This is a genomic window from Actinomadura sp. WMMA1423, assembly GCF_006547145.1.
Lineage (GTDB): Bacteria > Actinomycetota > Actinomycetes > Streptosporangiales > Streptosporangiaceae > Spirillospora.
In genome coordinates, this window is the sequence record NZ_CP041244.1 from 6,147,590 (window position 1) to 6,172,648 (window position 25,059).

A 25,059-nucleotide genomic window follows, 5' to 3' on the forward strand; every position below is an offset into this window, starting at 1 on the left:
GCAGGTCACCAGTGCGTAACTCAACGAGCATCCTCCGCCTGGGCGGCGCGATCCTCGCCGTCGCGGTGCTGGCCGCCGTGCTCCTGCTGGTCTTCCAGGAGCCGAAGCAGCGCCACATGACGGCGTACTTCAGCAAGGCGGTCGGCCTGTACAAGGGCGCGGACGTCCGCATCCTCGGCATCCCCGTCGGCGAGGTCACGAGCGTCGAGCCCGTCGGCGACGCGGTGAAGGTCGAGCTGAGGTACGACGCCAAGTACAAGGTCCCCGCGAACGCGCAGGCCGTCATCGTCAGCCAGACCCTCGTCGCCGACCGCTTCGTGCAGATCACGCCCGTCTACAAGGGCGGGGCCGTCCTCGCGGACGGGGCGACGCTGGGCACGAACCGCACCGCGGTGCCGGTCGAGGTCGACCAGGTCGGCTCCAGCCTGAACGACCTGTCCAAGGCGCTCGGCCCGCAGGGCGCGAACGCGCCGGGCGCGAACGGCCAGCAGGGCTCGCTGTCGCGGCTGCTCCAGGTCGGCGCCGCGAACCTGGACGGGCAGGGCGAGGACATCCGGCAGACGATCGCCGACACCTCCAAGGCGCTCAGCACGCTGAGCACCGACCGCGGCGACGTCGCCGAGACGATCAAGAACCTGCGGATCATCACCGAGGCGATGCAGGCGAACGACCAGCAGATCAAGTCGTTCTCCGGGCACCTGAACGGCGTGTCCGGGCAGCTCGCGGGGGAGAAGGAGGAGCTGAGCGCGGCCCTCAACACCCTGGCCCCGACGCTGCGGAACGTGCAGCAGTTCGTCAAGGGCAACCGCACCGAGCTGGCGGCCAACGTCCGGCAGCTCGCGCAGGTCACCGGCGTGCTGGTGAAGGAGAAGGGCGCGCTCGCCGAGATCCTCACCGCCGGCCCGCTCGCGGTCAACAACCTGGCCCGCGCCTACGACCCGATCAGCGGCACGATCCACACCCGCGACAACTTCCGCCAGTTCCACGATCTGGCCGACTGGATCTGCTCGCTGGCCTACTCGGTGGGCACGCCCGCCAAGGAGTGCCTCGACTTCGTCACGCCGTACAACGGCATCGGCAAGGCGCTGACCGGGTTCAGCCTGGACCTGTCCTGGATCACCGCGCTGACGACGCACTACGACCCGGTGCCCGTCCCGCCGGACGCCTACGGGCCGCAGGGCAGGCCCGGCAAGACGAGCACGACGAACAAGACCGGCACGACGAACAAGACCGGGGCGACCGGGACTCAGACCAAGCCCACGGACATCACGGCGCTGCTGCCTGGAGGTGGCCGATGAGCAGGCGGTCCGATGACAGGCGCTCCATGAACAGGGCCCGGCTGCTCGGCGCCGCCGCGCTCGCCGGCGTGACGGCCGTGTCGGGCTGCTCGTTCAACGGCGCGGAGTCGCTGCCGCTGCCGGGCGGGCCCGACCTCGGCTCGCACCCGCGGACCGTGAAGATCGAGTTCGCGAACGTGCTGGACCTCGTCCCGAAGTCGGCGGTCAAGGTCAACGACGTGTCGGTGGGCAGGGTCGACAAGATCGAGCTGGCCGGCGAGCCGGGCGCGCAGGGCGGCGGCTGGCACGCGGTCGTCACGGTCAAGTTCCGCGGCGACGTCAAGCTCCCCGACAACGCGATCGCGACGGTCAGCCAGACCAGCCTGCTCGGCGAGAAGTTCGTGCAGCTCGAACCGCCCAAGAACGAGGCCCCGGTCGGGGAACTGGGCGAGGGCGACCTGATCCCGCTGAACCGCACGTCGCGCGGCACCGAGATCGAAGAGGTGCTCTCGGCGATGTCGCTGCTGCTGAACGGCGGCGGCCTGGAGCAGGTCTCCACGATCAGCCGCGAGCTGCAGGCCGCGATGGGCGGCCGGGAGTCCACGATCAAGTCGGTGCTCCAGCGGGTCAACACGTTCGCGGGGACGCTGGACCAGAACCGCGCCGCGATCACCCGGGCCCTGGACAGCATCGACCGGCTGAGCGGCAAGCTGGCCGCCGAGCGCAAGACGATCCAGGACACCATCGACGAGACGGGGCCCGCGATCGCCGTCCTCAACCGCAACCGCGCCGACCTCACCAAGATGCTGGTCGCGCTCAACAAGCTCAGCCGCACCACCACCTACGTGATCAACCAGTCGAAGGCCGACATGCTGGCCAACCTGCGGGACCTCGACGTGGTCCTGCGCAACCTCAACAAGGCCGGCTCCGACCTGCCGAAGTCGCTGGAGACCCTGATCACCTTCCCGTTCCCCGCGACGTTCGAGAACGTCATCGCGGGCGACTACGGCAACGTGCGGCTGACCGTCGACCTGGACTTCGAGTCCATCGCGCGGAACCTCCTCGGCGGCACCGACCTGGAGGGGATGCTGGGCAGCGGCAAGCAGATGCGCAACATGCTCCAGGTCCCGAACGTGACGCTGCCGGACTCCCCGCTGGGCGTCCTGCCGCAGACCCCGGGCGGCGGGGGACAGGGCAGCGGGGGGCAGGGCGGCCTGCCCGGCCTTCCAGGCGGCACCACACAGACCCCAGGCAAGACGCCGACCGGCACGAACGACCAGGGACGGCCGGGCGCGCTCGCCCCCGAACCCGGTGACGGCGGTCTGCGGACCCTGATGACGGGGGGCCTCTCGTGATCCTCAAGCGCGGCGTCATCGTCCAGCTCATCGCCTTCGCGGTCATCACCGTCGTCGGCGTGGCGATCGTCTCGGTCAACTACATCGGCATCGGCCGCGACCTGCTCGGCAAGCAGTACGTCGCCTACGTCGACCTCACCGACTCCGGCGGCGTGTTCACCAACGCCGAGGTCACCTACCGGGGCGTCCCGGTCGGACGCGTCGGCCCGATCGAGCTGACCAAGGACGGCATCCGCGTCAAGCTGCTGCTGGAGCGGGGCAAGCGCATCCCGCGCGAGGGCACCAAGGCCGTCGTGGCGAACCGGTCGGCGGTCGGCGAGCAGTACATCGACCTGGAGCCCACCACGAAGTCCGGGCCCTATCTCGACCAGGGCGACCCGTACACGATCCCGCGCAGCCGCACCACGCTGCCGGTGTCCACCGCCGAGCTGCTGCGCAACGTCGACTCCCTCGTCGGCTCGGTGAACACCAAGGACCTCGGCGTCATCGTGGACGAGTTGGACAAGGCGTTCTCCGGCTCCGCCTCGGACCTGCAGTCCATCCTGGACGACACCGACCGGCTGCTGAAGACCGCCAACGAGGCCTACCCCGACACCGAGCGGCTGCTGAACAGCGGCGCGACCGTCCTGGACACCCAGCGCGGCCAGGCCGCCAACATCCAGGGTTTCGCCCGCAACCTGAACGCGCTGACCACCTCGCTGCGCAACGACGACCCGGCGCTGCGCAAGACCATCGACAACGCGCCGGGCGCGGTGGACGAGACCCACAAGGCCATCAACCAGCTCGCGCCGACGCTGCCCGTGCTGCTGGCCAACCTCACCACCACCGGCCAGGTCATCTCGTCCCGCAAGGCGGGGCTGCGGTCGCTGTTCATCCTCTACCCGGTGACGGTCGCGGGCGCGTTCACCGTCACGCCCGGGGACGGCACCCAGCACCTCGGCCTCGACCTGAACATCGACGCCCCGCCCGCCTGCACGCAGGGCTATGAGAAGGTCAAGCACCGCTGGCCGCAGGACACCTCGAAGAAGAAGCCGCGCCTGGACGCCGGCTGCAAGGCGCCCCACAACGCGCCCACGGCCGTGCGCGGCTCACGCAACTTCCCGCGCGACGCCATCGCGCCCTACCCGCAGGTTCCGGCGGGCGCCACCACCGGCGCCGGGTTCCCAGACGGCGGCGCCTACGGCACCCGCGGCGACGACGGCGGCGGTGACGGCGACGGCGGCAAGACGGACGCCAAGGGCTCCGGGAAGACCGACGCCAAGACCAAGGCGAAGGCCGCGAGCGCCCCGACGGGCCAGCTCGCGGACGGCAACCTGTACTTGTCGTATCCGGCGGGTTCAGTCGAATTCGCTGGATACGATCCATCGACGGGTGCGGTCTACGGGCCCGATGGCAAGCGGTACGTCATGCCGCGCAGCGCCGGTACACGCCAGTTGGGAGAGGAATCCTCGTGGAAGTGGCTCCTGCTCGGACCGCTGAGCCAGTGAGGCGGGCACGATGAGGCGCCGCCTGCCCATGGTCACCGCGCTCGCCCTCGGCGTCGTCGTGGTGGGCCTCGCCATCGCGGCCGGCTGGCTCGGCGTCGTCACCCTCAGGAACAAGGACGAGGCCGACCAGAAGGCCAAGGCGATGCAGTCGGCGCGCCAGATGGGCGTCAACCTGATGTCGCTCAACGCCGCCACCGCCCAGCGCGACCTCGACCGCATCGTGAGCGGCACCACCGGTGACCTCAAGAACAAGCTGGGGAGCCAGTCGAACGCCTTCATGCAGCAGATCACCAAGGCCAAGGCCAAGTCGACGGTCAGCGACGTCGATGCCGCGCTGGTCTCCATCGACGGCGACTCCGCCGAGGTGATGGTGTCCCTCACCGGGACCGTCACCAACGACAAGGTGCAGAACGGTACGCCGCAGGGCTACCGCTACCAGATGGACCTGACGCGGGTCGACGGGCGCTGGCTGGTGTCCGGACTGGAGGTTGTCCCGTGACGATCAAGGCGGATCGAGCGGCCAGGGCCGAGGAGGCCGCCGAGGCGGCGCGCCTGGCTGAAGAGGCCGCCGCGAAGGCCAGGGAGGCCGCGCGGCTCGCCCAGATCGCGGCGGACGAGGCGGCCGCCGCCGAGCAGGCGGCAGCCGAGCAGGCCGCGGCGGAGCCGGAGGAGCCCGAGCAGGACGCCCCCGCGGAGAGTCCGAAGGCCCTCAAATCCCCCAAGAAGCCGCGCCGCGGCCGCAAGGGATCCGGTGCCGCGCGCGAGGACGATGAGCCCGTAGAGGAGATCTCAGCGGCCGGCGCGGACGACGAGGCGCTCGCCGACGACACCGAGGAGGCCGAAGAGGGCTCCAGGTCCGGTGGCGTCGCCAAGGCCGCCGCCAAGACGACCAAGCCCTCCAAGGCCGCGAAGAGCCCCAAGGCCGTCAAGGTCGAGGAGGCAGTCAAGGTCGAGGAGGCCGCCGAGGCCGAGGAAGTCGCCGAGGCCGAGAACGACGGCGACACGGACGACGAGGACGGCGAGGACGCGAAGCCGAAGTCCGCCAAGCCCGCCAGGACCAGGCGCCTGAACCTCAAGAAGCCTGCCAAGGCCACCGCGGACTCCGAGGACGAGGACGCTGAGGACGACGCCGACACCGAGAACGACGACGAGCCCGCCGGCCGGTTCCGGCTGGGCGGCCTCTCGACCGTCATCGCCGTGCTGGTCGTCCTGGCGATCGCGCTGGGCGTCGGCACCACGGTCCTCGCGATGAAGGTCCAGGAGCAGGAGGCGACCGAGCAGGCGTCCAAGGAGGCGTCGTTCGCGGCGTCCCGCGCGGCCCAGAAGCTCTCCTCGTACGACTACCAGACGCTGGACACCGACCTGAAGACCGCGTCCGCCACGACGACGGGCAAGCTGCACGACGACTACGACAAGCTCGCCCAGACGCTCAAGACCGTCGCCGTCCAGCAGCAGGCCGTCTCCAACACGACCGTGATGAAGGTCGGGGTCGTCAGCGCGACCCCCGACAAGGTCGTGGCGCTCGTCTACGCCAACCGGTCGTCGGCGACCAAGAACGACAAGCAGCAGCGCCTCCCCGAGCCGCTGCGCATCAGGCTGACGATGGTCAAGGAGGACGGCAAGTGGCTCGCCTCCGAGCTCACCGTCCTGTCCTAGTCTGTGTTCACTCATTCCCGGCCCACTCCGCTCGCCTCAGGCTTCACTCCACCGGGCAGGTCACGCGTTCGCGCGCGTGGCCAGGGCCTTCGAGACACGCACTAGAACCCGCTCCCGCCATCGTCACGGGTCCGTAGGGGATCACCGCCCGGGCCCTGAGCCCTGGGTACTCCCGGCCGTTGGATTCCCCTGGGCGCCGGGAAGCCTGGACGCTCGTCCTCAGTGACCTCCGGGGCCGCTCGGCAGGGAACCCTCCTCGACGACCACGGGCCGCTCGGAATGTGTCGCCACCACTCGCTGTTAACCCCTCAGGGGTCGGTGTAGCCGAGGTGACGGGAAGCACGGCCTGCTGCCGCGTGAGACGCCGTCTACGCCGGTTCGCGGGCTGTCAACCCCGATCCCTAAACTATGGCCTTCCTCACTGCAGGTCAGAGCCCGAAAAGTCCATGTCCGCTCTTGACTGAGAGGCGCTGAGGGGCGATGCTCCATGGCAACGTGATGCATACTGCGGCGCTAGAGTTGCGAGCGGTGTACCGGTTCGGCTACACTGCCCCTTTGCGCTGCCCTCTGACTATCCACGTGTGAGAGCACCCCTGTGAAGGCCCGGTTTGGGCCTATTTGAGCAGGTCTCGGACGTGGATCGTCTGGCGTGCGTGTCATCTGTTACGCCGCGAGCCCTCGGAAGGACCACTCTTGGCAGCCTCGCGCAACGCCTCGAATACCGCAACCGGTCCGAACCGCGTCTCCTTCGCGCGCATCAAGGAGCCGCTCGAAGTCCCGGACCTCCTTGCTCTGCAGACCAACTCGTTCGACTGGCTGCTGGGCAACGAGAGGTGGAAGGCCCGGGTCGAGGCGGCCCAGAAGGCCGGAAGTAAGAGCGTCCCGACCCAGTCGGGGCTGGAGGAGATCTTCGAAGAGATCAGCCCGATCGAGGACTTCTCCGGAACCATGTCCCTGTCGTTCCGGGACCACCGGTTCGAGCCGCCCAAGTACTCCGTGGAGGAGTGCAAGGACAAGGACATGACCTACTCCGCCCCGATGTTCGTCACGGCGGAGTTCATCAACAACACCACCGGTGAGATCAAGAGCCAGACGGTCTTCATGGGCGACTTCCCGCTCATGACCCCCAAGGGCACCTTCATCATCAACGGCACCGAGCGTGTCGTCGTCTCCCAGCTGGTGCGCTCCCCCGGGGTGTACTTCGACCGCGCGCTGGACAAGGCGTCCGACAAGGACATCTACGGCTGCCGGGTGATTCCGAGCCGGGGTGCCTGGCTGGAGTTCGAGGTCGACAAGCGCGACAACGTGGGTGTGCGCATCGACCGCAAGCGCAAGCAGCCGGTGACGGTTCTGCTGAAGGCGCTGGGGTGGGACGAGGCGCGGATCCGGGAGCGTTTCGGCTCGTATGAGTCGATCAATGTGACGCTGGAGAAGGACCACACCTCCGGTCAGGATGACGCGCTGCTGGACATCTACCGCAAGCTGCGGCCGGGTGAGCCGCCCACGCGGGAGTCGGCGCAGACGCTGCTGGAGAACCTGTACTTCAATCCCAAGCGGTACGACGTGGCCAAGGTCGGCCGCTACAAGATCAACAAGAAGCTCGGTCTGGACCTGGACATGAACCAGGGGACGCTGACCGAGGACGACGTCGTCGCCACGATCGAGTACCTGGTGCGTCTGCACGCGGGTGAGGAGGAGGCGACCCTCGGGAGCGTGGCGGTGCCGATCGAGGTCGATGACATCGACCACTTCGGCAACCGGCGGCTGCGCACGGTGGGTGAGCTGATCCAGAACCAGGTCCGCCTGGGGCTGGCCCGCATGGAGCGGGTGGTGCGTGAGCGCATGACCACGCAGGACGTGGAGGCGATCACGCCGCAGACGCTGATCAACATCCGGCCGGTGGTGGCCTCCATCAAGGAGTTCTTCGGCACCAGCCAGCTGTCGCAGTTCATGGACCAGACCAACCCCCTGGCCGGCCTCACCCACAAGCGGCGGCTCTCCGCCCTCGGGCCCGGCGGTCTGTCCCGTGAGCGGGCGGGCATGGAGGTCCGCGACGTCCACCCGTCGCACTACGGCCGCATGTGCCCGATCGAGACGCCCGAAGGCCCGAACATCGGCCTGATCGGCTCGCTCGCCGCGTTCGGCCGCGTCAACCCGTTCGGGTTCGTCGAGACCCCGTACCGGCGCGTCACCGACGGCATCGTCGGCGAGGAGATCGACTACCTCACGGCCGACGAGGAGGACCGCTACGTCATCGCGCAGGCCAACTCCCTGCTGAACGACGACGGCACCTTCGTCGAGAGCCGGGTGCTCGTCCGCCGCAAGGGCGGCGAGGTCGAGCTGGTCCCCGCCCGCGAGGTCCAGTACATGGACGTCTCGGCGCGGCAGATGACCTCGGTCGCGACCGCGATGATCCCGTTCCTGGAGCACGACGACGCCAACCGTGCGCTGATGGGTTCGAACATGCAGCGGCAGTCGGTGCCGCTGCTGCGCAGTGAGGCGCCGCTGGTCGGGACGGGTATGGAGTACCGTGCCGCGACCGATGCCGGTGATGTGATCACCGCGGAGAAGGCGGGTGTGGTCGAGGAGGTCTCGGCCGACTACGTGACCGTGATGAACGACGACGGCACGCGGACGACGTACCGGGTGTCGAAGTTCAAGCGGTCCAACCAGGGGACCTGCTTCAACCAGAAGCCGATCGTGGACGAGGGCCAGCGGGTGGAGCTGGGCCAGGTGATCGCCGACGGGCCGTGCACCGATGACGGTGAGATGGCGCTGGGCAAGAACCTGCTGGTGGCGTTCATGCCCTGGGAGGGGCACAACTACGAGGACGCCATCATCCTGTCGCAGCGGCTGGTGCAGGACGACGTCCTGTCCTCGATCCACATCGAGGAGCACGAGGTCGACGCCCGCGACACCAAGCTGGGGCCCGAGGAGATCACCCGCGACATCCCGAACGTCTCCGAAGAGGTCCTGGCCGACCTGGACGAGCGGGGGATCATCCGGATCGGTGCCGATGTGGTGCCCGGTGACATCCTGGTCGGGAAGGTCACCCCGAAGGGGGAGACCGAGCTGACTCCGGAGGAGCGGCTGCTGCGGGCGATCTTCGGTGAGAAGGCGCGCGAGGTGCGCGACACCTCGCTGAAGGTGCCGCACGGTGAGCAGGGCAAGGTCATCGGGGTGCGGGTGTTCTCCCGCGACGACGGTGACGAGCTGCCGCCGGGGGTCAACGAGCTGGTCCGGGTGTACGTGGCGCAGAAGCGCAAGATCACCGACGGGGACAAGCTCGCGGGTCGGCACGGCAACAAGGGCGTCATCTCCAAGGTGCTGCCGGTGGAGGACATGCCGTTCCTGGAGGACGGCACCCCCGTCGACATCGTCCTGAACCCCCTGGGCGTCCCCGGCCGCATGAACGTCGGACAGGTCCTGGAGACCCACCTCGGCTGGGTCGCCTCCCGCGGCTGGAAGGTCGAGGGCGACGACGCCGAGTGGAAGCAGGCCCTCAAGGCCATCGGCGCCGACGAGGCCCCGGCCTGGACGAACACCGCGACGCCGGTGTTCGACGGCGCCCGCGAGGACGACGTCACCGGTCTGATCGAGAGCACGCTCCCGAACCGCGACGGCCAGCGCATGGTCGGCCCGGGCGGCAAGGCGCGGCTGTTCGACGGCCGGACCGGCGAGCCCTACAAGGACCCGATCTCGGTCGGCTACATCTACATCCTCAAGCTGCTCCACCTGGTCGACGACAAGATCCACGCGCGCTCGACCGGCCCGTACTCCATGATCACCCAGCAGCCGCTCGGCGGTAAGGCCCAGTTCGGCGGCCAGCGCTTCGGTGAGATGGAGGTCTGGGCACTGGAGGCCTACGGCGCCGCCTACGCCCTCCAGGAGCTGCTGACCATCAAGTCCGACGACGTCCTCGGCCGCGTGAAGGTCTACGAGGCCATCGTCAAGGGCGAGAACATCCCCGAGCCCGGCATTCCCGAGTCCTTCAAGGTGCTCATCAAGGAGATGCAGTCGCTGTGCCTCAACGTCGAGGTGCTCTCCAGCGACGGCATGTCCATCGAGATGCGCGACACCGACGAGGACGTCTTCCGCGCCGCGGAGGAGCTCGGCATCGACCTCTCCCGCCGTCCGAACGAGGGCGCGATGAGCGTCGACGAGGTCTGAGAACTCAAGGGGAAAACAGTTGCTTGACGTCAACTTCTTCGACGAGCTTCGCATCGGTCTGGCGACCGCCGACGATATCCGCCAGTGGTCGCACGGTGAGGTGAAGAAGCCGGAGACGATCAACTACCGGACCCTCAAGCCGGAGAAGGACGGGCTCTTCTGCGAGAAGATCTTCGGTCCTACCCGCGACTGGGAGTGCTACTGCGGCAAGTACAAGCGCGTCCGGTTCAAGGGCATCATCTGCGAGCGCTGCGGCGTCGAGGTGACCCGCGCCAAGGTGCGCCGTGAGCGGATGGGCCACATCGAGTTGGCCGCGCCCGTCACGCACATCTGGTACTTCAAGGGCGTCCCGTCCCGGCTCGGCTACCTGCTGGACCTGGCCCCGAAGGATCTCGAGAAGATCATCTACTTCGCGGCCTACATGATCACCAGCGTGGACGCCGAGCGGCGCGACCGCGACCTGCCGACGCTGGAGGCCCACATCTCCGTGGAGCGCCAGCAGATCGAGCAGGCCCGCGACGCGCAGGTCGAGGCCCGCCAGCAGAAGCTGGAGGGCGACCTGGCGGAGCTGGAGGAGGCCGGCGCGAAGGCCGACCAGAAGCGCAAGGTGCGCGACGGCGCCGAGCGGGAGATGAAGCAGCTGCGCGACCGCGCGCAGCGCGAGCTCGACCGCCTCGACGAGGTCTGGAGCCGCTTCAAGAACCTCAAGGTCCAGGACCTCGAGGGCGACGAGCTGCTCTACCGCGAGATGCGCGACCGCTTCGGCAAGTACTTCGAGGGCGGCATGGGCGCCGCGGCCATCCAGGCGCGGCTGCAGAACTTCGACCTCGACGCCGAGGCCGAGAAGCTGCGCGACATCATCCGCACCGGCAAGGGCCAGAAGAAGGCCCGCGCCCTCAAGCGGCTGAAGGTCGTCTCGGCGTTCCTCAACACCCGCAACAGCCCGCTCGGCATGGTGCTGGACTGCATCCCGGTCATCCCGCCGGACCTGCGTCCCATGGTCCAGCTGGACGGCGGCCGGTTCGCCACGTCCGACCTGAACGACCTGTACCGCCGGGTGATCAACCGCAACAACCGGCTCAAGCGCCTGCTCGACCTCGGCGCTCCCGAGATCATCGTCAACAACGAGAAGCGGATGCTGCAGGAGGCCGTCGACGCGCTGTTCGACAACGGCCGCCGCGGCCGCCCGGTCACCGGGCCCGGCAACCGTCCGCTGAAGTCGCTGTCCGACATGCTCAAGGGCAAGCAGGGCCGGTTCCGGCAGAACCTGCTGGGCAAGCGCGTCGACTACTCCGGCCGTTCGGTCATCGTCGTCGGCCCGCAGCTGAAGCTGCACCAGTGCGGCCTGCCCAAGCAGATGGCGCTGGAGCTGTTCAAGCCGTTCGTCATGAAGCGGCTGGTCGACCTCAACCACGCGCAGAACATCAAGTCCGCCAAGCGGATGGTCGAGCGGGCCCGCCCGGTCGTGTGGGACGTGCTGGAAGAGGTCATCACCGAGCACCCGGTGCTGCTGAACCGCGCGCCGACCCTGCACCGGCTCGGCATCCAGGCGTTCGAGCCGCAGCTGGTCGAGGGCAAGGCCATCCAGATCCACCCGCTGGTCTGCACCGCGTTCAACGCGGACTTCGACGGCGACCAGATGGCGGTGCACCTGCCGCTGTCCGCCGAGGCGCAGGCCGAGGCGCGGATCCTGATGCTGTCCACCAACAACATCCTGAAGCCGTCGGACGGCAAGCCCGTCACCATGCCCACCCAGGACATGGTCATCGGCCTGTACTGGCTGACGACGCAGAAGGACGGCGCCACCGGCGAGGGCCGCGCGTTCGGCTCGATCGGCGAGGCGATCATGGCCTACGACCGGCACGAGCTGGACCTCCAGGCCAAGATCCAGATCCGGCTCAAGGACGTCCCGCCGCCGCGCGGCTGGAAGGCGCCCGAGGGCTACGAGCCCGGCCGGCCCTACCGGCTGGAGACGACGCTCGGCCGCGCCATGTTCAACGAGACGCTGCCGGACGACTTCCCGTTCGTGGACGACGAGATCGGCAAGAAGCAGCTCTCGGCGATCGTCAACGAGCTGGCGGAGACCTACCCGAAGGTGGCCGTCGCCAACGCGCTCGACGCGCTCAAGAGCACCGGGTTCCACTGGGCGACCAGGTCCGGTGTCACGATCGCGATCGACGACGTGATCACGCCGCCCAACAAGGCGGAGATCCTGGGCGGTTACGAGCAGCGCGCCGAGAAGGTGCAGCGGGAGTTCAACCGCGGCCTGATCACCGACGACGAGCGCAAGCAGGAGCTCATCGAGATCTGGAACAAGGCCACCGCGGACGTCGCGGTGGACATGGAGAAGGCGTTCCCGAAGGCCAACCCGATCTGGATGATGATCCAGTCGGGCGCCCGAGGCAACCCGCTCCAGCTCCGCCAGATCGCCGGTATGCGCGGCCTGGTCTCCAACCCCAAGGGCGAGACCATCCCGCGTCCGATCAAGTCGTCCTTCCGCGAGGGCCTGTCGGTCGTCGAGTACTTCATCTCGACGCACGGCGCCCGCAAGGGTCTGGCCGACACCGCGCTGCGCACCGCCGACTCGGGTTACCTGACCCGGCGCCTGGTGGACGTCGCGCAGGACGTCATCGTCCGCGAGGAGGACTGCGGCACCGACCGCACGATCCCCTTCGAGGTCGCCGACCGCCTGCAGGACGGCAGCCTGGTCAAGCTGGCCACCTCGGAGACGAGCCTGGTCGGCCGCACCATCGCCGAGGACGTCGTGGTCGACGGGACGGTCATCTTCCCGGCCGACACCGACCTGTCCGACGCGGTCGTGACGCGCCTGGTCGAGGCGGGGGTGGAGAAGGTCCGCACCCGCAGCGCCCTGGTCTGCGAGGCCAAGATCGGTGTCTGCGCCGCCTGCTACGGCCGCTCGCTGGCCACCGGCAAGCGGGTGGACGTCGGCGAGGCCGTCGGCATCATCGCCGCGCAGTCCATCGGTGAGCCCGGCACGCAGCTGACGATGCGCACCTTCCACACCGGCGGTGTGGCGGGCGGCGACATCACGCACGGTCTGCCGCGTGTCCAGGAGCTGTTCGAGGCCCGCATCCCCAAGGGTGTGGCCCCGATCAGCGAGGTCGCCGGCCGCGTCAAGATCGACGAGACGGAGAAGGCCCGCAAGGTCGTCATCGTCCCGGACGACGGCTCCGACGAGATCGCCTACCCGGTGCCGATGCGGTCCCGCCTCCTGGTCAAGGAGGGCGAGTCCGTGGGCGTCGGCCAGCAGCTCATCGCGGGTGCGATCAACCCGCACGAGGTGCTGCGCATCCTCGGCCCCCGCGCCGTGCAGCTCCACCTCGTCCAGGAGGTGCAGGAGGTGTACCGGTCGCAGGGCGTGTCGATCCACGACAAGCACATCGAGATCATCGTGCGCCAGATGCTGAAGCGGGTGAACATCCTGGAGTCGGGCGACACCGACCTGCTCCCGGGTGACCTCGTCGAGCGTCCGATCTTCGAGGAGACGAACCGGAACGTCGTGGCCGAGGGCGGAGTCCCCGCCGCAGGCCGCCCCGTCCTGATGGGCATCACCAAGGCCTCGCTCGCGACCGAGTCGTGGCTGTCGGCGGCGTCCTTCCAGGAGACTACCCGGGTGCTCACCGAGGCCGCGATGCACGCCAAGAGCGACCCGCTGCTGGGCCTCAAGGAGAACGTCATCATCGGCAAGCTCATCCCGGCCGGTACCGGCATGCCGCAGTACCGCAACGTCCGGGTCGAGCCGACCGAGGAGGCGAAGGCGGCGGTGTACTCCGTCGGCTCCTACGACGACGGCGCCGAGTACGCCTTCGGCCAGGGCTCCGGCGAGGCCGTCCCGCTGGAGGAGTACGACTTCGGCCAGTACAACCGCTGAGTCGGCCGACACGCACCGACGAGCCACGAGGCGAGGCCCCTTCCGGCAAGTCCGGAAGGGGCCTCGCCCGTCTTCGGGCCACCCCGTCTTCGGGCCACCCCGTCTTCGGGCCACCCCGTCTTCGGGCCACCCCGTCTTCGGGCCTTCCCCGTCTCCAGGCCCCCGTCTCCAGGCCCCCGTCTCCAGGCCCCCGTCTCCAGGCCCCCGTCTCCAGGCCCTCTCCGGGCCATGGCGGGGTCTTCGATGCCGGACGCCGGATACCGCGCTCGCACACCGCATGGCCACCGGGCGAGGCGGCCGTCTTCTGCGGGCGGCGGCCAGGCGTGCTCCAGGCGGCACCGATGGCGCCGCTCTCCTCCCTCTGGACGATCTTGATTAGGAAGTCCCGCTTGCGGGACCTAATCGAGACACCAGAGGGAGAACGTTATGCCCCATATCTTGCCCCTGAGCGGCGACCCCAGGGCAGCCGCCCAGCAGGCGCTGTACGAAGCCGTCGCCGTCGAAGGGTCGGTGAAGTTGAGCTTCACCGGCGTTCTCGACGACGTCTTCGACGGCGTCCACTACCAGGACCTGACCGTTACGGTCGAGCCCGGGCAGACGGTGGACGATGTCATGGCCGCCCTGCGTGAGGAGGCCCAGAAGCAGCAACGGTGATCTGATCACCGTTCCCGTGAGCGGGCCCGGCGATGCCGGGCCCGCTTCCACTGTGCCGGGAGACGATCGCAGGCTGCCGGCTCCGCGGCACGCCCGAAGGCGACCGCGCCGGTTGATCGTCAAGAGCGAGGCGCTCCGGAGGAGGCCGACGAACTCGGTCGAACCGGTCAATCTGCACAGCCACACCTCCGCGTGCGCGCCGCCCGCCGCACGGCAGCCGACCGGTCCGCTGGGGCGGGGTCGGCTTCCGCGCGGGCCGGGGGAGCCGGTGTCAGGTGATCGACTTCAGGTCCGCCAGGACCTCGGACACGGTGACGTCGTCCAGCTCGGTGAACGGGTGCTTGGTGCTGGAGGCCCAGGGGTCGCCGGGCTCGTCGCCGAGCCACACCGTCCGGAGGTTCTGGTCCTCGTTGCCGTCGGCCCAGCCGACCTGGATGCCCGGGTCGAGCTCGACCACGAGGTGCAGGCCGCCGGGGACGGGCCGGGAGATCCAGCGTTCGGTGCCGTTGTCCATCGGGGTTCCGCGCTGCCAGCCGCGGCGCTCCAACCCGACGACCTTGCCCCAGGGGGCGGTGAGGCCCTCGAACCGCGTGAGCCGGACGTCCTGCCGCTCCTCCTCGGTGAGGCGGTGGACGTCCCGGCCAAGCTGCGGGAACGGCTGCAGGATCTCGTAGTCGGCGAAGACCTCCGACCAGGCGGTGAGCGCCTCACCGAGCGCCAGGGGGTGCGCTACCCCGATCATGGCGTCGTCCGGCGGAACGAACACGCCGTCGTCGACGTCGGCGAAGGACCGATCCTCCGCAAGCCGGAACGCGACAACCCCAGCGCCCGCGTCCAGGCCCGCCCCAGTCTCCACGCCTGCGCCCGTGTTCGTGCCTGCGGCCGTGTTCGTGCCTGCGGCCGTGGTCGCGGCGGCGGCCGGGTTGGCGTCGGCACTCATGGTTGTGGGCGTGGCGGGTTCTGCGAGCCAGAGGAGGCGGCGTGTGATGTGCCACATCAGCGGGTGGTCGACCAGGAGGGTGCGGAACTCGGCCGGCGTCCACCGGCGGCCGGTCACCATCGCGAGCTCCAGCCGCCGGACCTGGTTCGGCATGGTCGCCCGGACGTCCTTCTTGAACTGCGTGAACGCGGCGTAGGCGACGGGTGCGAGGTCCGGGTCGTCCTTCGCGCCGGGCTTGGGGAGCGCGGCGCGGCGGCGGCCGTCCTCGTCCGACACGACCGGTTTGAGCTGTTCGTCGAACACGACCGCGAAGCGCCGGGGACCGTAGTCGAGCGTCATGCTCCCGCCCGCGTCCAGACCGATGCCGGGCACGAGCCGGTCGGCGAGCTGCTCACCGCTCAGCCCGAGCCGCGTGGCGACCTCCTGGATCTTCTCTTCGGCCCGCTTCTTGATCGCCTTGAACGGGGCCCGGTGCGAGATGCCGTCGAGCAGCATCAGGGAGGTCTCGGTGCCGATCATCGCCAGCACGTCCAGGCCCCTGACCGCCTTGTGGTGGCCGTTCTCACCCGGCCAGGCGCGGATGGCGGGGGTGAGGCGCCGCGCGGCCTCGTCGTCGCCGAACCACCCGACGGCCGTCAGCGCCCACGCGTCCTCGGCCCGTTCGCCGAACCGGCGCCACCGCTCGAAAAGCGCCCAGGCGAAAGCGGCCAGCGAATCGGCGTCGCACGCGGCCCGCACGGCGTCCAGGCCGGGATGGGGGTCGTCCGGCGGCGACATCGCCAGGATCGTGAGCAGGTGCCGGACGGCGGTGACCGGCAGCACGCGCCCGCCGTCCGCCGTCCGCACCCGGGGCAGGACGGCCGGGTCGGCGAACGGCCCGAGCTCCGGGATCTTCCTCGGGACGAGACCGGCGGGGTCGTGGTCCAGCGAGGCCTCCAGCGCGTCACCGGCTTCGGACCGCTCTCCGCGCGCGATCTGGATCACGGCGTCGCGCCCCAGTTCCCGGGCGAGGAAGCGCAGGGCGTACTCGGCCGCGTCACGCCGCTTGCCCGCCTTGCCGAACGCGGCCGGGAGCAGCAGCCGCACCGCCTGCGGGCCGTGCCGGCGCAGCCACGCCTCCGCGTGCTCGCTGCCCGCCTTGCCGCGCAGCAGCCAGCCGGCGACCAGTTCGGCGACCGGCTCGGCGGCATACGGGACGACCACGTGCCCGCAGCTCGCGGGCTTGCTCCGCGCGCCCTTCACGGCGGCGGTCAGCGCGTCCAGGCCGAACCGCTCGGCCAGCAGCGGCGCCCACCTCTCGGGCTCCTGGGAGGAGTCGTAGCCGTCCTTCCGCAGGGACCAGCCGGCGACGAGGTGCCGGACCTGCTCGGCGGGACCGAAGCAGAGCAAGGCCACCTGTTCGGGGCCCCTGAGCCTGCCCGCTTCGAAGTCCGCGATCCGCTGTTCCCAGGTCCCGCGTGACTCGCCCTCGCGCCTCCACTTGTACGGGACGTGGAGCGGCCACTCGCACCGGGTGTCTCGCCCGTCCTCGGCCCAGACGACGGACGGTTCGGGCGCGGACAGGCCCGTGAGGAACACGGGCTCCGGCCGCTCCCGCTTGCGAGCCCACGGCGGGTCCACCAGGAGGACCGGCAGGTCCGCGGGGTCGGCGTCGGCGGTGGCGTCGATTCCGGCCACGATCCGTTCGACCGCCGTCCGGGCCTCCTCGGGGAGCATCGGCAGCGCCGCCTTCACCACGTCGAGATTGCCCCGCACGTGCTCGTCGAGCAGCTCCGCGACCCCTGCCGCGTTCGCTTCCGCGGCCAGCTCCCGCACCGCCCGGACCGGGAACCGCTTCATCGCCTTCATCAGCTCACCGCTGACGTGCGGGTTGGAACGCCTCCGGAGCAGCGCGCGGAAGGCCTCGTCGGACGGCACGACGCCCAGCACCTCCAGCAGCGCGTCCCGCCGCTGCGAGGAGTCGAGGTGCTCGTCCAGTGCGGGGACCAGGAGCGGGACGGCGGCCGGCCCGAGTCCGTCGGCCAGCGCGTGCAGGTTCTCCGGGGCGTAGCAGTCGGCCGCGCTCAGCCCGGCCAGGGCACCGAGGAGATCGAGGTGCGCGGACGTCCCGAGGCACCGGAGGAGCACACCGCGGGGGACCCCGTCGGGACGCCGGCACAGCTCGCTCACCCAGTCGTCGCGCGTCGGGGCCAGGTAGGCGGTCAGGAGCCGCTGCCGGACCGAGGCCCGCCGCTCGGCCAGCCGGTCGACGGCCTCGGCGTACTGCTCACCGGTCGCGGCGGCCAGCAGGGAGCGCACGCGCAGGGCCCCGTCCGGCAGCCCCCGGACATGGCGCTCGCCCGGCGCCACCGCGCGCACGATCCTGACGCGCCGCCCGTCCCGCATCTCCCCGTCCGGCCTCGCCTCCAGCCCCCACCGGTCGGTGAGCGCGCACGCGGCGAACGCGACGCCGTGCTCGGACGCCCACGCGTCCACGTACCGCCGGTGCTCACGCCCCCACACCGGCTCGTCCGCCGTGATCAGCGACAGGACGGCCGCGCCGCGCGGGTCGGGTTCGCCGCCGAGACGGGCGCGCGCCGCGGCGGCGAGTTCGGGCGCGGTCCCCGGGTCGTCGAGGGTCCGCTCGATCTCGTCCCGCGCCTCGTCCACCGCCCGTGCGACGGCCTTGCTCGCCGCCGCGTCGAGCGTGACCTCCGGGCCCGGCGCGCCGTCGCGGCGCGGATGCAGACCGCCGCGCCAGCGCTCCGGCATGATCAGGACATCTTCGTCGGGGAGAGCCGCATACGGCTTGTCGATCATGGCCGCGACGCTAACAGCGACGCCCGACACCGGGGCCGACACCGACACGGCGCCTACGCGGTTCGCCGGTGTGAGCGGACGGCGCGGATGACGCGGAGGACGGCGAGCGCACCCCCGGCGGCCGCGGCCGCGCATCCGGCGGCGAAGACGTCGGGTGTGTCCGAGCAGGGGTTCGACGCCGTCACCGTCGCCCGCACGGCCGCCGCCGCGGGCATCTCGGTCGGACTGGTGCAGCACTATTTCCGCACCAAGGACGACATGCTCCTGCACGCGTTCAACCACGTCAGCGCGTCCATCCGCGGCAGGGTCGACGCGCGCATCCGGGCCGGGACCGAGCACCGGCAGCCCATCTCCCGCGTCCTGGCCGAGGCGCTCGCCGAGTTCCTCCCACTGGACGGGACGCGCCGCGCCGAGTTCCGGGTCGCGAGGGCCTTCGCCGGGCGCGCACTCGACGCCCCGGCCTCGCCGAGGTCGACGCCGCGGCCGCCCGCGCGCTGCGCGCCGAGATCGCCCGGGCCGTCCACAACGGCAAGGAATGCGGGGAGGTCGCGGCGGACCTGGACCCCGTGCCCGCCGCCGCCCGCCTCGCCGCCGTCACCGAAGGACTCGCGACGCAGGTCTACCGCGACCCGGACGCGCTGGACGGCGTCCGCATGGCCGACCTCGCCGCGTCCGTCCTCGAAACCGAGTTGGCCACCGTCTTCACCGGCGAATGCCGGCAGTACGCCGTCCGCTGAACGGCGGCGCGCCCTACGCGGGCGCGCCGCTCTCCTTCGTCTCCGCGGCGGCGGCGGTGCCGTGCCGGTGCTGCGGACCGAGGGCGCGCAGCATCTCCAGGGGCTCGGTGCCGCCGGGCGGCGGCGTGAAGATCCGCAGCCGCTGGTCCGCCGCGGGCGTCGCGAGGATCTCGCAGTCGAACTCGAGCCTGCCGAGTTCGGGATGGACGAGCCGGTAGGGGTGGGCCTTGCGCACCGCGACCTCATGCCGGTCCCACAGCGCCGCGAACTCGGCGCTCGCCTCGCGGAGCCGACCGACCAGCGCGCGGGACGCCGTGTCGTTCTCGCGGCGGGCCACCGCGGCGCGCAGATCGGAGACCAGCCGCCGGGCGTGCTCCTCGTGCTCCTCGGCTGCGAAATGGCTCCGGACGTCCGGCTCGGTGAACCAGCGCAGCACGATGTTGCGGTCCTCGGGGGCCACCCCGCACACGCACCCGAACAGCGCCTGCGCCATGTCGTTGTGCGCCAGCAGGTCGCCCAGATCGCTCACGACCTGGACCGGCACGCTCTCCAGCCGGTCGAGGACGAACAGCAGGCCCGGCCGCAGATACTCCCCGGCCCGCGCCCCCTCCGGGGGACGGTGGCCCGCGAGCAGGTACAGGTGGTCCCGCTCGTCGGTGGTCAGCCGCAGCGCGTGCGTGAGCGCGGCCAGGATCTGCACCGAGGGCTGCGGGCTTCTGGCCTGCTCAAGCCGCATGTAGTAGTCGGCCGACATCCCGGCGAGCGCCGCGACCTCCTCGCGGCGCAGCCCCGGCGTCCGCCGCCTGGGGCCCGCGATCAGCCCGACGTCCCGCGGGGTCAGCCGTTCCCGGGACCGGCGCAGGAAATCGGCGAGGTCATCGCGGTGCATCCCCATATCGCCAGTGATACCACCGTTCGCCCACCGCATCCTCGGACCGCCGATCCTAGGGAAACCGCTCCGTTCCTAGGCCGCCCGGCCGAAGGCACGCTTCAAGTCGCGGCCATCCTGGGCGCGGCCGTCAGGCCTGTCGAACGAGGAAGAGCGGTGATCACGCGATGAAGGCGGTGCGGTTCCACGAGTACGGCGGGATCGATGTCCTGCGGGTGGAGGAGGTGGACCGTCCGGTGCCCGGCCCCGGACAGGTGCTGGTCGAGGTCCGCGCGGCGGGGATCCAGCCCGGCGAGGCCATGATCCGGTCAGGCGGGCTGCATGGGCGCTGGCCGGCGACGTTCCCCTCCGGGCAGGGCAGCGACCTGGCCGGGGTCATAGTGGAGGCCGGGCCGCACGTGCGGGGCTTCGCCGTGGGCGACGAGGTTCTCGGCTTCACCCACGAGAGGGCGAGCCACGCGGAGTACGTGGTGCTCGACGACGTGCGCATCACTCCGCGTCCAAAGGGCCTGTCCTGGGACGTGGCCGGATCGCTGCACGTGGCGGGCACGACCGCCTACGCCACCGTGTTCGCGGTCGACCCGGGCCCCTCCGACACGATCGTGGTCTCCGGCGCGGCCGGCGGCGTCGGGTGCCTGGCCGTCCAGCTGGCGCGCCGGCGCGGCGCCACGGTGATCGGCCTGGCGAGCGAACCGAACCACGCCTGGCTGAAGGAGCACGGCGTCATCCCGGTCGAGTACGGGGAGGGCGTGGCCGAGCGGATCCGGCAGGCCTCCGGCGGGCACGTGGACGCGTTCATCGACACCTTCGGGACCGGCTACGTCGAATTGGCGGTGGAGCTGGGCGTCCGGCCCGAGCGGATCAACACGATCCGCGACTGGGCGACCGCGGCCAAGTACGGCGCGCAGACCGTCGGCGAAAGCGGCGCAGCGTGCGCGGTCGTCCTGGGGGAGCTGGCCCGTCTGGCCGCCCGCGGTGAACTGGAGGTGCCCATCGCCCGCACCTACCCTCTGGACCGAGTCCAGGACGCCTTCCGCGATCTGGAGCAGCGCCACACCCACGGCAAGATCGTCCTCCACCCCTGAGCCAAGGGGAAAGGCGGCGCCGTGCACGAACAACGGCCGTCCGGGAACTCTATACTCGCGACCATCGGCGGAATCGCGGGAGCCTGGACATGGCGGCTCTCCGATTCATGGCTGGTTGGAGCATGCCTTGGACGCCACCGGTGACGTGCCCTTCGTCTCGGACGCGGGGTGAAGCCCCGCGAGGCGGCCGACGCCGTCCCGGAAGGCTCGGCCGCCGCCTCACGGGATGAGGGCCGGGCTCGCCGGGCGGCGAGGGAGATCCGACGGCGGGCGAGGGAACTCATCGGCGCCGCGTCCGGGCGAGGGTGTGTGAACCAGGCCGACCGCTACCTGATCGTCATCGACCGATGAACACCCCACCACCAGACCCGTCCGAAGGCCTGAGCAGCGCCGACTCCGCCGAGCGCGCGACTGGCCCGCAGGTGCACCAGGAAGGGACCGTGTCCGGGCGCGGCCAGCTCAACCAGGCAGGCCGTGACCTGAACATCAACAAGTCGACAGTGCTGCCCGCAGGGGCGATACGTCCGGTCACTGAAGTGACGGCAGCGCCCGGGTTGGCGAATGTTCCAGGGCACCGGCAGGTGTTCGTCGGCCGTGGCGACGAGCTTGAGGAACTGGATGCGGCGTTGCGGGCGCCGGGCGGGGTGGTGGTGGCCGCTGTTCACGGGCTGGGCGGGGTCGGCAAGTCCACCTTGGCCGCCCGCTACGCCGCCACCCACGCCGCCCGCGCTGCGCACACCGCCCGGGTCGCCACCGGGGAGGGGACGGGGCTCGATGAGGCCGTGTTCAACCCGGTGTGGTGGATCACCGCCGACACCGCCCCGGCCGTGCAGGCGGGACTTGCCGGACTGGCGACCGCTCTGCAGCCGGAGCTGAAGACGGTGCTGGAGTTGGAGGCGCTGGCCGAGCGGGGCTTGGCCTGGCTGGGCTGCCACTCCGATTGGCTGGTGGTGCTGGACAACGTCAACGACCCCGCGCACATCGCGCCGCTTCTGGATCGCACGACACCCTTACCCCCGAAACCATCACCGTCCACCGCCTGGTCCAGGCCCTTGCCCGCACCTCGGACACTCACGGCCTAACCGATGACCACGACCCGCACCGTCAGCCCGAAGCCTTCACCAACGCCCGCCAAGCCGCCACCCGACTCCTCAACCAGGCCCGGCCCGCCGAGATCTACGTTCCGAGTGGGTGGCCACGGTGGCGGCAACTGCTGCCCCACATCGACGCACTGGCTGCTCACACAGAGCCCGGCGCGGACGACACCCGGATGAGTTCGTTACTGGACCGTGCTGCCGCCTTCCTGGAGGACCAAGGTCTGCTGACCCGCGCCATCGTCTACTTCGAGCGCGCCTTGACCGCGGACCAGCGGTTGCGCGGCAACGATCACCCCGACACGTTGATGTCTCGTAGCAACCTCGCCAGCGCCTTTGAGTCGGCGGGGGATCTGGGGCGGGCCATCCCCTTGTACGAGGAGACGCTGACTGACTGCGAGCGGGTGTTGGGCCGCGACCACCCCAAAACTCTGCCGGTTCGCAACAACCTGGCTTACGCCTACCGAGCAGCGGGGGATCTGGGGCGGGCGATCCCGCTGTACGAGGAGACGCTGGCTGACTACGAGCGGGTGTTGGGCGGCGACCACCTCGAGACGCTGACCATTCGTAACAACATCGCCTGCGCCTACCGAGTGGCTGGGGATCTGGGGCGGGCGATCCCGCTGTTGATTCAGAATCTGGCTGACCGCGAGCGGGTGTTGGGCGGCGACCACCCTGACACGCTGACCTCTCGTAACAACCTCGCCAGGGCCTTTGAGTCGGCGGGGGATCTGGGGCGGGCCATCCCGCTGTTCGAAGAGACACTGGCTGACCGCGAGCGGGTGTTAGGCGACGACCACCCCAACACTCTGTCCTCTCGAGGCAACCTTGCCAACGCCTACCGGGCGGCGGGGGATGCGGGGCGGGCGATTCTGCTGCTACAGCGAACCCTGGCCGACTGCGAGCGGGTGTTAGGTGCTGACCACCCGACAACCAAAACCGTGCTCGGCAAGCTTCAAGCAGCGACAGAGCCGTAGATCGCTGTCTCGGAGCCCTCCTTCTGCGACGGACAGAGTGCGGCCCTCAAGTTAGGCTGCGGCCGAGGTCTCGGGTGTGCTGCTGATCTACTTCGGCCAAAGGTGGGGCGCCGGCCAGTTGCGCGAGGCGGGTCGGTGGTGCTGCCCGCGCGGGCTCGGGCGGTAGCGTCGGCGGAGGGACCTGGCCTGGCAGGAAGGGGAACGGCGCTTGATGAGGCAGGGGCATGAGCGGGCCGCGGATGTCCGGGACGTGGTGGCCGCGCAGATGCCTGGTTATCGCGTGGGCTCTGTGGTGTTGCTGGGGGAGGGCGAGGACAACGTCGCCTTCCAGGTCGACGATGAGTTGATCGTCCGGTTCGGTAAGGAGTCCGACGCGGCGGAGCGGGCCCTGCGTGTTCGTGATGAGGCTCGCCTTCTCGGCGCCGTTGCGGATGTGTCGCCGTTGCCCGTGCCCGAGCCGAGCTTCACGGACGCCGAGCAGGGCTGTCTGGCCTACTTCAAGCTGCCCGGTCTCCCGTTGATCGACGCGGACCCGCGAGAACGGTCGGCGCATGTTGGTTCGATCGCCGGCGTGCTCGGAGAGTTCCTTGCTGCGTTGCATGCCGTTCCGGTCGGGCGGATGGCCGGCCTGGTGGAGACCGACGACGAGCCGATGGCGGTGTGGCTGGAGGAGAGCGCGCAGATCTACGCCACGATCATCGAGACCGTGCCGCCGGAGCGCCGGCCCGCAGTGGAGGCGTTTCTCGACACGCCGCCCCCGGACGGGCCACGTGAGCTGGTGTTCTCCCACAACGACCTCGGGATCGAGCATGTGCTCATCGACCCGGTCAAATGGGCCGTGACCGGGGTCATCGACTGGAGCGACGCCGCCATCACCGATCCGGCGCGCGACTTCGGTCTGCTCTACCGCGACCTCGGGTCCGCCGCTCTTGATCGGGCTCTGGACGTATATCGGCATGGGGCCGACCTCGGGGAGATCAGGGTGCGCGCAGGCTTCTACGCGCGATGCGGCGTGCTGGAGGACATGGCCTACGGGCTTGAGACCGGCTTCAGCGTGTACCTCGACAAGTCCCTGGCAGCACTGGAGTGGCTCTTTCCCGAGGACGGCCCTCACTAAGCGATCGGCCACGTTCCGACGTCGAGGGCCCCGCGCCTGGTTAGGGGAGCCAGCGGCCGTCGCGCATCAGGTCTCGGCCGGACAGTTCGTTCTCCTCGCGCCATGCCTGGATGCGCTGCGGAGTGATGCGGAACCAGCGGTAGGACGTGGTCAGGCCGCGCGGGTCGAAGCCGGTGCGTTCGGCGAAGCGGTCGCCCTGATGCTTGGGCAGCGCGTCCATGTGGAGCACCTCGACCGGGCCCTCGATCATGACCACGTCCCGGGTGAGGCCCAGGCCCAGCCGGGTTGTTCGGGTGGCGGCCAGGTTCCCGCCGGTCGGGCTGTCCGCCGGTGTGGCGAGCAGCAGCGCCTCGCCGTCCCAGTCGAAGGACAGGGGTACCAGGTACGGCGCGCCGTCCGGGGAGGCGCTGGCCACCCAGACGTCGACGTCGTGGGCGAGCCGGTGCTCGGTGTCGCGGCGGCGCTCGGCGCGCGAACGGGGCGGGGCGCTCATGGGTTCCTCGACTGGGTCATGGGAAGCGGCTCGTGGTGGGGCGGGCAGCCCGGCGTGCTACGGCTCGCATCAGTTCCTCGGTGTCTGGAAGAGCGGGGCGAGGAAGGCGTCGACTTGGGCGCGGTCGTAACCGCGCATCACGATCTCGAAGGCCGGCGGCGAGATCTCGGGCGGCCTTCCGGCGCCGGCCAGTTCGGCGAGCTTGCGGAAGTAGGCCTCGACCTGGAGGCGGTGATAGCCGCGCATCTTCAGGCGGAACGGCAGTGGAGAGCCGGCCTCGAACGTCCTCAGCACCTCCACCCGCTCGGGACCGAGTTCTTGCCATGTCATGGGCGCAAGCTAGCAGCAGGCGATGACAAGGGCCGTCGAGCGGAACGGTGACGGCGGCACGTGAGGGGCAGAGGGCGGACGGGTTCGCGCCCGGTCTGCGGGGATGT

Annotated in this window: 18 protein-coding genes and 1 pseudogene; 14 read left to right on the forward strand and 5 right to left on the reverse strand. The window is 70.3% G+C overall.

The genetic code is table 11. From position 1 onward, the window contains the following. Positions 1–11: 11 nt before the first annotated feature. The 8 genes from FKD65_RS28525 (at position 12) to FKD65_RS28560 (ending at position 14,491) form a co-directional block, all read left to right on the forward strand. On the forward strand, positions 12–1,298 hold the full coding sequence (locus FKD65_RS28525; protein WP_168221227.1) for an MCE family protein: 1,287 nt from the start codon (positions 12–14) through the stop codon (positions 1,296–1,298). After that, complete coding sequence (locus FKD65_RS28530; RefSeq protein ID WP_240809647.1) at positions 1,295–2,632, forward strand: MCE family protein; 1,338 nt, start codon at positions 1,295–1,297, stop codon at positions 2,630–2,632. Before FKD65_RS28525 ends, FKD65_RS28530 begins: the two co-directional genes overlap by 4 nt. Then, a complete protein-coding gene (locus FKD65_RS28535; protein ID WP_141580576.1) occupies positions 2,629–4,119 on the forward strand; it encodes an MCE family protein in 1,491 nt (496 codons plus the stop codon). The genes FKD65_RS28530 and FKD65_RS28535 overlap by 4 nt, the downstream gene beginning before the upstream one ends. A gap of 10 nt (positions 4,120–4,129) precedes the next feature. After that, positions 4,130–4,618 carry a nuclear transport factor 2 family protein gene (locus FKD65_RS28540; protein WP_141580578.1) on the forward strand — a complete coding sequence of 163 codons (489 nt, stop codon included), beginning with the start codon at positions 4,130–4,132 and terminating at the stop codon, positions 4,616–4,618. Then, a complete protein-coding gene (locus FKD65_RS44480) occupies positions 4,615–5,775 on the forward strand; it encodes a hypothetical protein (RefSeq protein WP_168221228.1) in 1,161 nt (386 codons plus the stop codon). Before FKD65_RS28540 ends, FKD65_RS44480 begins: the two co-directional genes overlap by 4 nt. Positions 5,776–6,468: 693 nt before the next feature. Beyond that, the gene (gene rpoB, locus FKD65_RS28550) at positions 6,469–9,945 is read left to right on the forward strand and encodes a DNA-directed RNA polymerase subunit beta (protein ID WP_141580580.1); all 3,477 of its coding nucleotides are present in this window, start codon (positions 6,469–6,471) and stop codon (positions 9,943–9,945) included. A gap of 19 nt (positions 9,946–9,964) precedes the next feature. Next, a complete protein-coding gene (locus FKD65_RS28555; protein ID WP_141580583.1) occupies positions 9,965–13,837 on the forward strand; it encodes a DNA-directed RNA polymerase subunit beta' in 3,873 nt (1,290 codons plus the stop codon). 426 nt (positions 13,838–14,263) lie between these two features. Beyond that, a complete protein-coding gene (locus FKD65_RS28560; protein WP_141580585.1) occupies positions 14,264–14,491 on the forward strand; it encodes a hypothetical protein in 228 nt (75 codons plus the stop codon). Positions 14,492–14,762: 271 nt separating this feature from the next. On the opposite strand, the gene FKD65_RS28565 is transcribed toward FKD65_RS28560, so the two are convergent. After that, entirely contained in the window at positions 14,763–18,230 is a 3,468-nt protein-coding gene (locus FKD65_RS28565; protein WP_168221229.1) for a DUF4132 domain-containing protein, read from the reverse strand. Positions 18,231–18,317: 87 nt separating this feature from the next. Here FKD65_RS28565 and FKD65_RS46685 point away from each other — a divergent pair. Then, positions 18,318–18,449, forward strand: a pseudogene (locus tag FKD65_RS46685) (hypothetical protein); the annotation flags it as partial. Positions 18,450–18,466: 17 nt separating this feature from the next. On the opposite strand, the gene FKD65_RS46690 reads toward FKD65_RS46685, so the two are convergent. Further along, a complete protein-coding gene (locus FKD65_RS46690; RefSeq protein ID WP_368367143.1) occupies positions 18,467–18,754 on the reverse strand; it encodes a hypothetical protein in 288 nt (95 codons plus the stop codon). On the opposite strand from FKD65_RS46690, the gene FKD65_RS46695 reads away from it, so the two are divergent. After that, positions 18,737–18,967, forward strand: coding sequence for a TetR family transcriptional regulator C-terminal domain-containing protein (locus FKD65_RS46695; protein ID WP_368367277.1), 231 nt, complete (start codon positions 18,737–18,739; stop codon positions 18,965–18,967). The two genes, FKD65_RS46690 and FKD65_RS46695, sit on opposite strands and share 18 nt — an antisense overlap. 13 nt (positions 18,968–18,980) lie before the next feature. On the opposite strand, the gene FKD65_RS28575 is transcribed toward FKD65_RS46695, so the two are convergent. Then, entirely contained in the window at positions 18,981–19,862 is an 882-nt protein-coding gene (locus FKD65_RS28575; protein WP_141580589.1) for a helix-turn-helix transcriptional regulator, read from the reverse strand. Positions 19,863–20,023: 161 nt separating this feature from the next. Between FKD65_RS28575 and FKD65_RS28580 the strand changes: the two genes are divergently transcribed. From FKD65_RS28580 to FKD65_RS28595, 4 genes are all read left to right on the forward strand, one after another. Continuing rightward, positions 20,024–20,941 (forward strand): NADP-dependent oxidoreductase, encoded by a 918-nt coding sequence (locus tag FKD65_RS28580; protein ID WP_141580591.1) that lies wholly within the window; start codon positions 20,024–20,026, stop codon positions 20,939–20,941. Between the two features lie 347 nt (positions 20,942–21,288). Further along, entirely contained in the window at positions 21,289–22,023 is a 735-nt protein-coding gene (locus FKD65_RS28585) for an AAA family ATPase (protein ID WP_141580593.1), read from the forward strand. A gap of 188 nt (positions 22,024–22,211) precedes the next feature. After that, entirely contained in the window at positions 22,212–23,012 is an 801-nt protein-coding gene (locus tag FKD65_RS28590) for a tetratricopeptide repeat protein (protein WP_141580595.1), read from the forward strand. Between the two features lie 211 nt (positions 23,013–23,223). Continuing rightward, positions 23,224–24,129, forward strand: a complete 906-nt coding sequence (locus FKD65_RS28595) for a phosphotransferase family protein (RefSeq protein ID WP_141580597.1) — start codon at positions 23,224–23,226, stop codon at positions 24,127–24,129. A 40-nt stretch (positions 24,130–24,169) separates the two neighbouring features. Here FKD65_RS28595 and FKD65_RS28600 read toward each other — a convergent pair whose 3' ends face one another. Beyond that, a complete protein-coding gene (locus tag FKD65_RS28600; RefSeq protein WP_141580599.1) occupies positions 24,170–24,622 on the reverse strand; it encodes a pyridoxamine 5'-phosphate oxidase family protein in 453 nt (150 codons plus the stop codon). A gap of 69 nt (positions 24,623–24,691) precedes the next feature. After that, positions 24,692–24,952 carry a DivIVA domain-containing protein gene (locus FKD65_RS28605; protein WP_141580601.1) on the reverse strand — a complete coding sequence of 87 codons (261 nt, stop codon included), beginning with the start codon at positions 24,950–24,952 and terminating at the stop codon, positions 24,692–24,694. Positions 24,953–25,059 lie beyond the last annotated feature (107 nt).

Bases quoted from the DNA above. Each gene is read 5' to 3' on its own strand.
- FKD65_RS28580 (WP_141580591.1), top strand. From the start codon at position 20,024: ATGAAGGCGGTGCGGTTCCACGAGTACGGCGGGATCGATGTCCTGCGG.
- FKD65_RS28585 (WP_141580593.1), top strand. From the start codon at position 21,289: ATGAACACCCCACCACCAGACCCGTCCGAAGGCCTGAGCAGCGCCGAC.
- FKD65_RS28565 (WP_168221229.1), bottom strand. From the start codon at position 18,230: ATGATCGACAAGCCGTATGCGGCTCTCCCCGACGAAGATGTCCTGATC.
- FKD65_RS28590 (WP_141580595.1), top strand. From the start codon at position 22,212: ATGAGTTCGTTACTGGACCGTGCTGCCGCCTTCCTGGAGGACCAAGGT.
- FKD65_RS28595 (WP_141580597.1), top strand. From the start codon at position 23,224: ATGAGGCAGGGGCATGAGCGGGCCGCGGATGTCCGGGACGTGGTGGCC.
- FKD65_RS28600 (WP_141580599.1), bottom strand. From the start codon at position 24,622: ATGAGCGCCCCGCCCCGTTCGCGCGCCGAGCGCCGCCGCGACACCGAG.
- FKD65_RS28540 (WP_141580578.1), top strand. From the start codon at position 4,130: ATGAGGCGCCGCCTGCCCATGGTCACCGCGCTCGCCCTCGGCGTCGTC.
- FKD65_RS28530 (WP_240809647.1), top strand. From the start codon at position 1,295: ATGAGCAGGCGGTCCGATGACAGGCGCTCCATGAACAGGGCCCGGCTG.
- FKD65_RS28605 (WP_141580601.1), bottom strand. From the start codon at position 24,952: ATGACATGGCAAGAACTCGGTCCCGAGCGGGTGGAGGTGCTGAGGACG.
- FKD65_RS28575 (WP_141580589.1), bottom strand. From the start codon at position 19,862: ATGGGGATGCACCGCGATGACCTCGCCGATTTCCTGCGCCGGTCCCGG.
- FKD65_RS28560 (WP_141580585.1), top strand. From the start codon at position 14,264: ATGCCCCATATCTTGCCCCTGAGCGGCGACCCCAGGGCAGCCGCCCAG.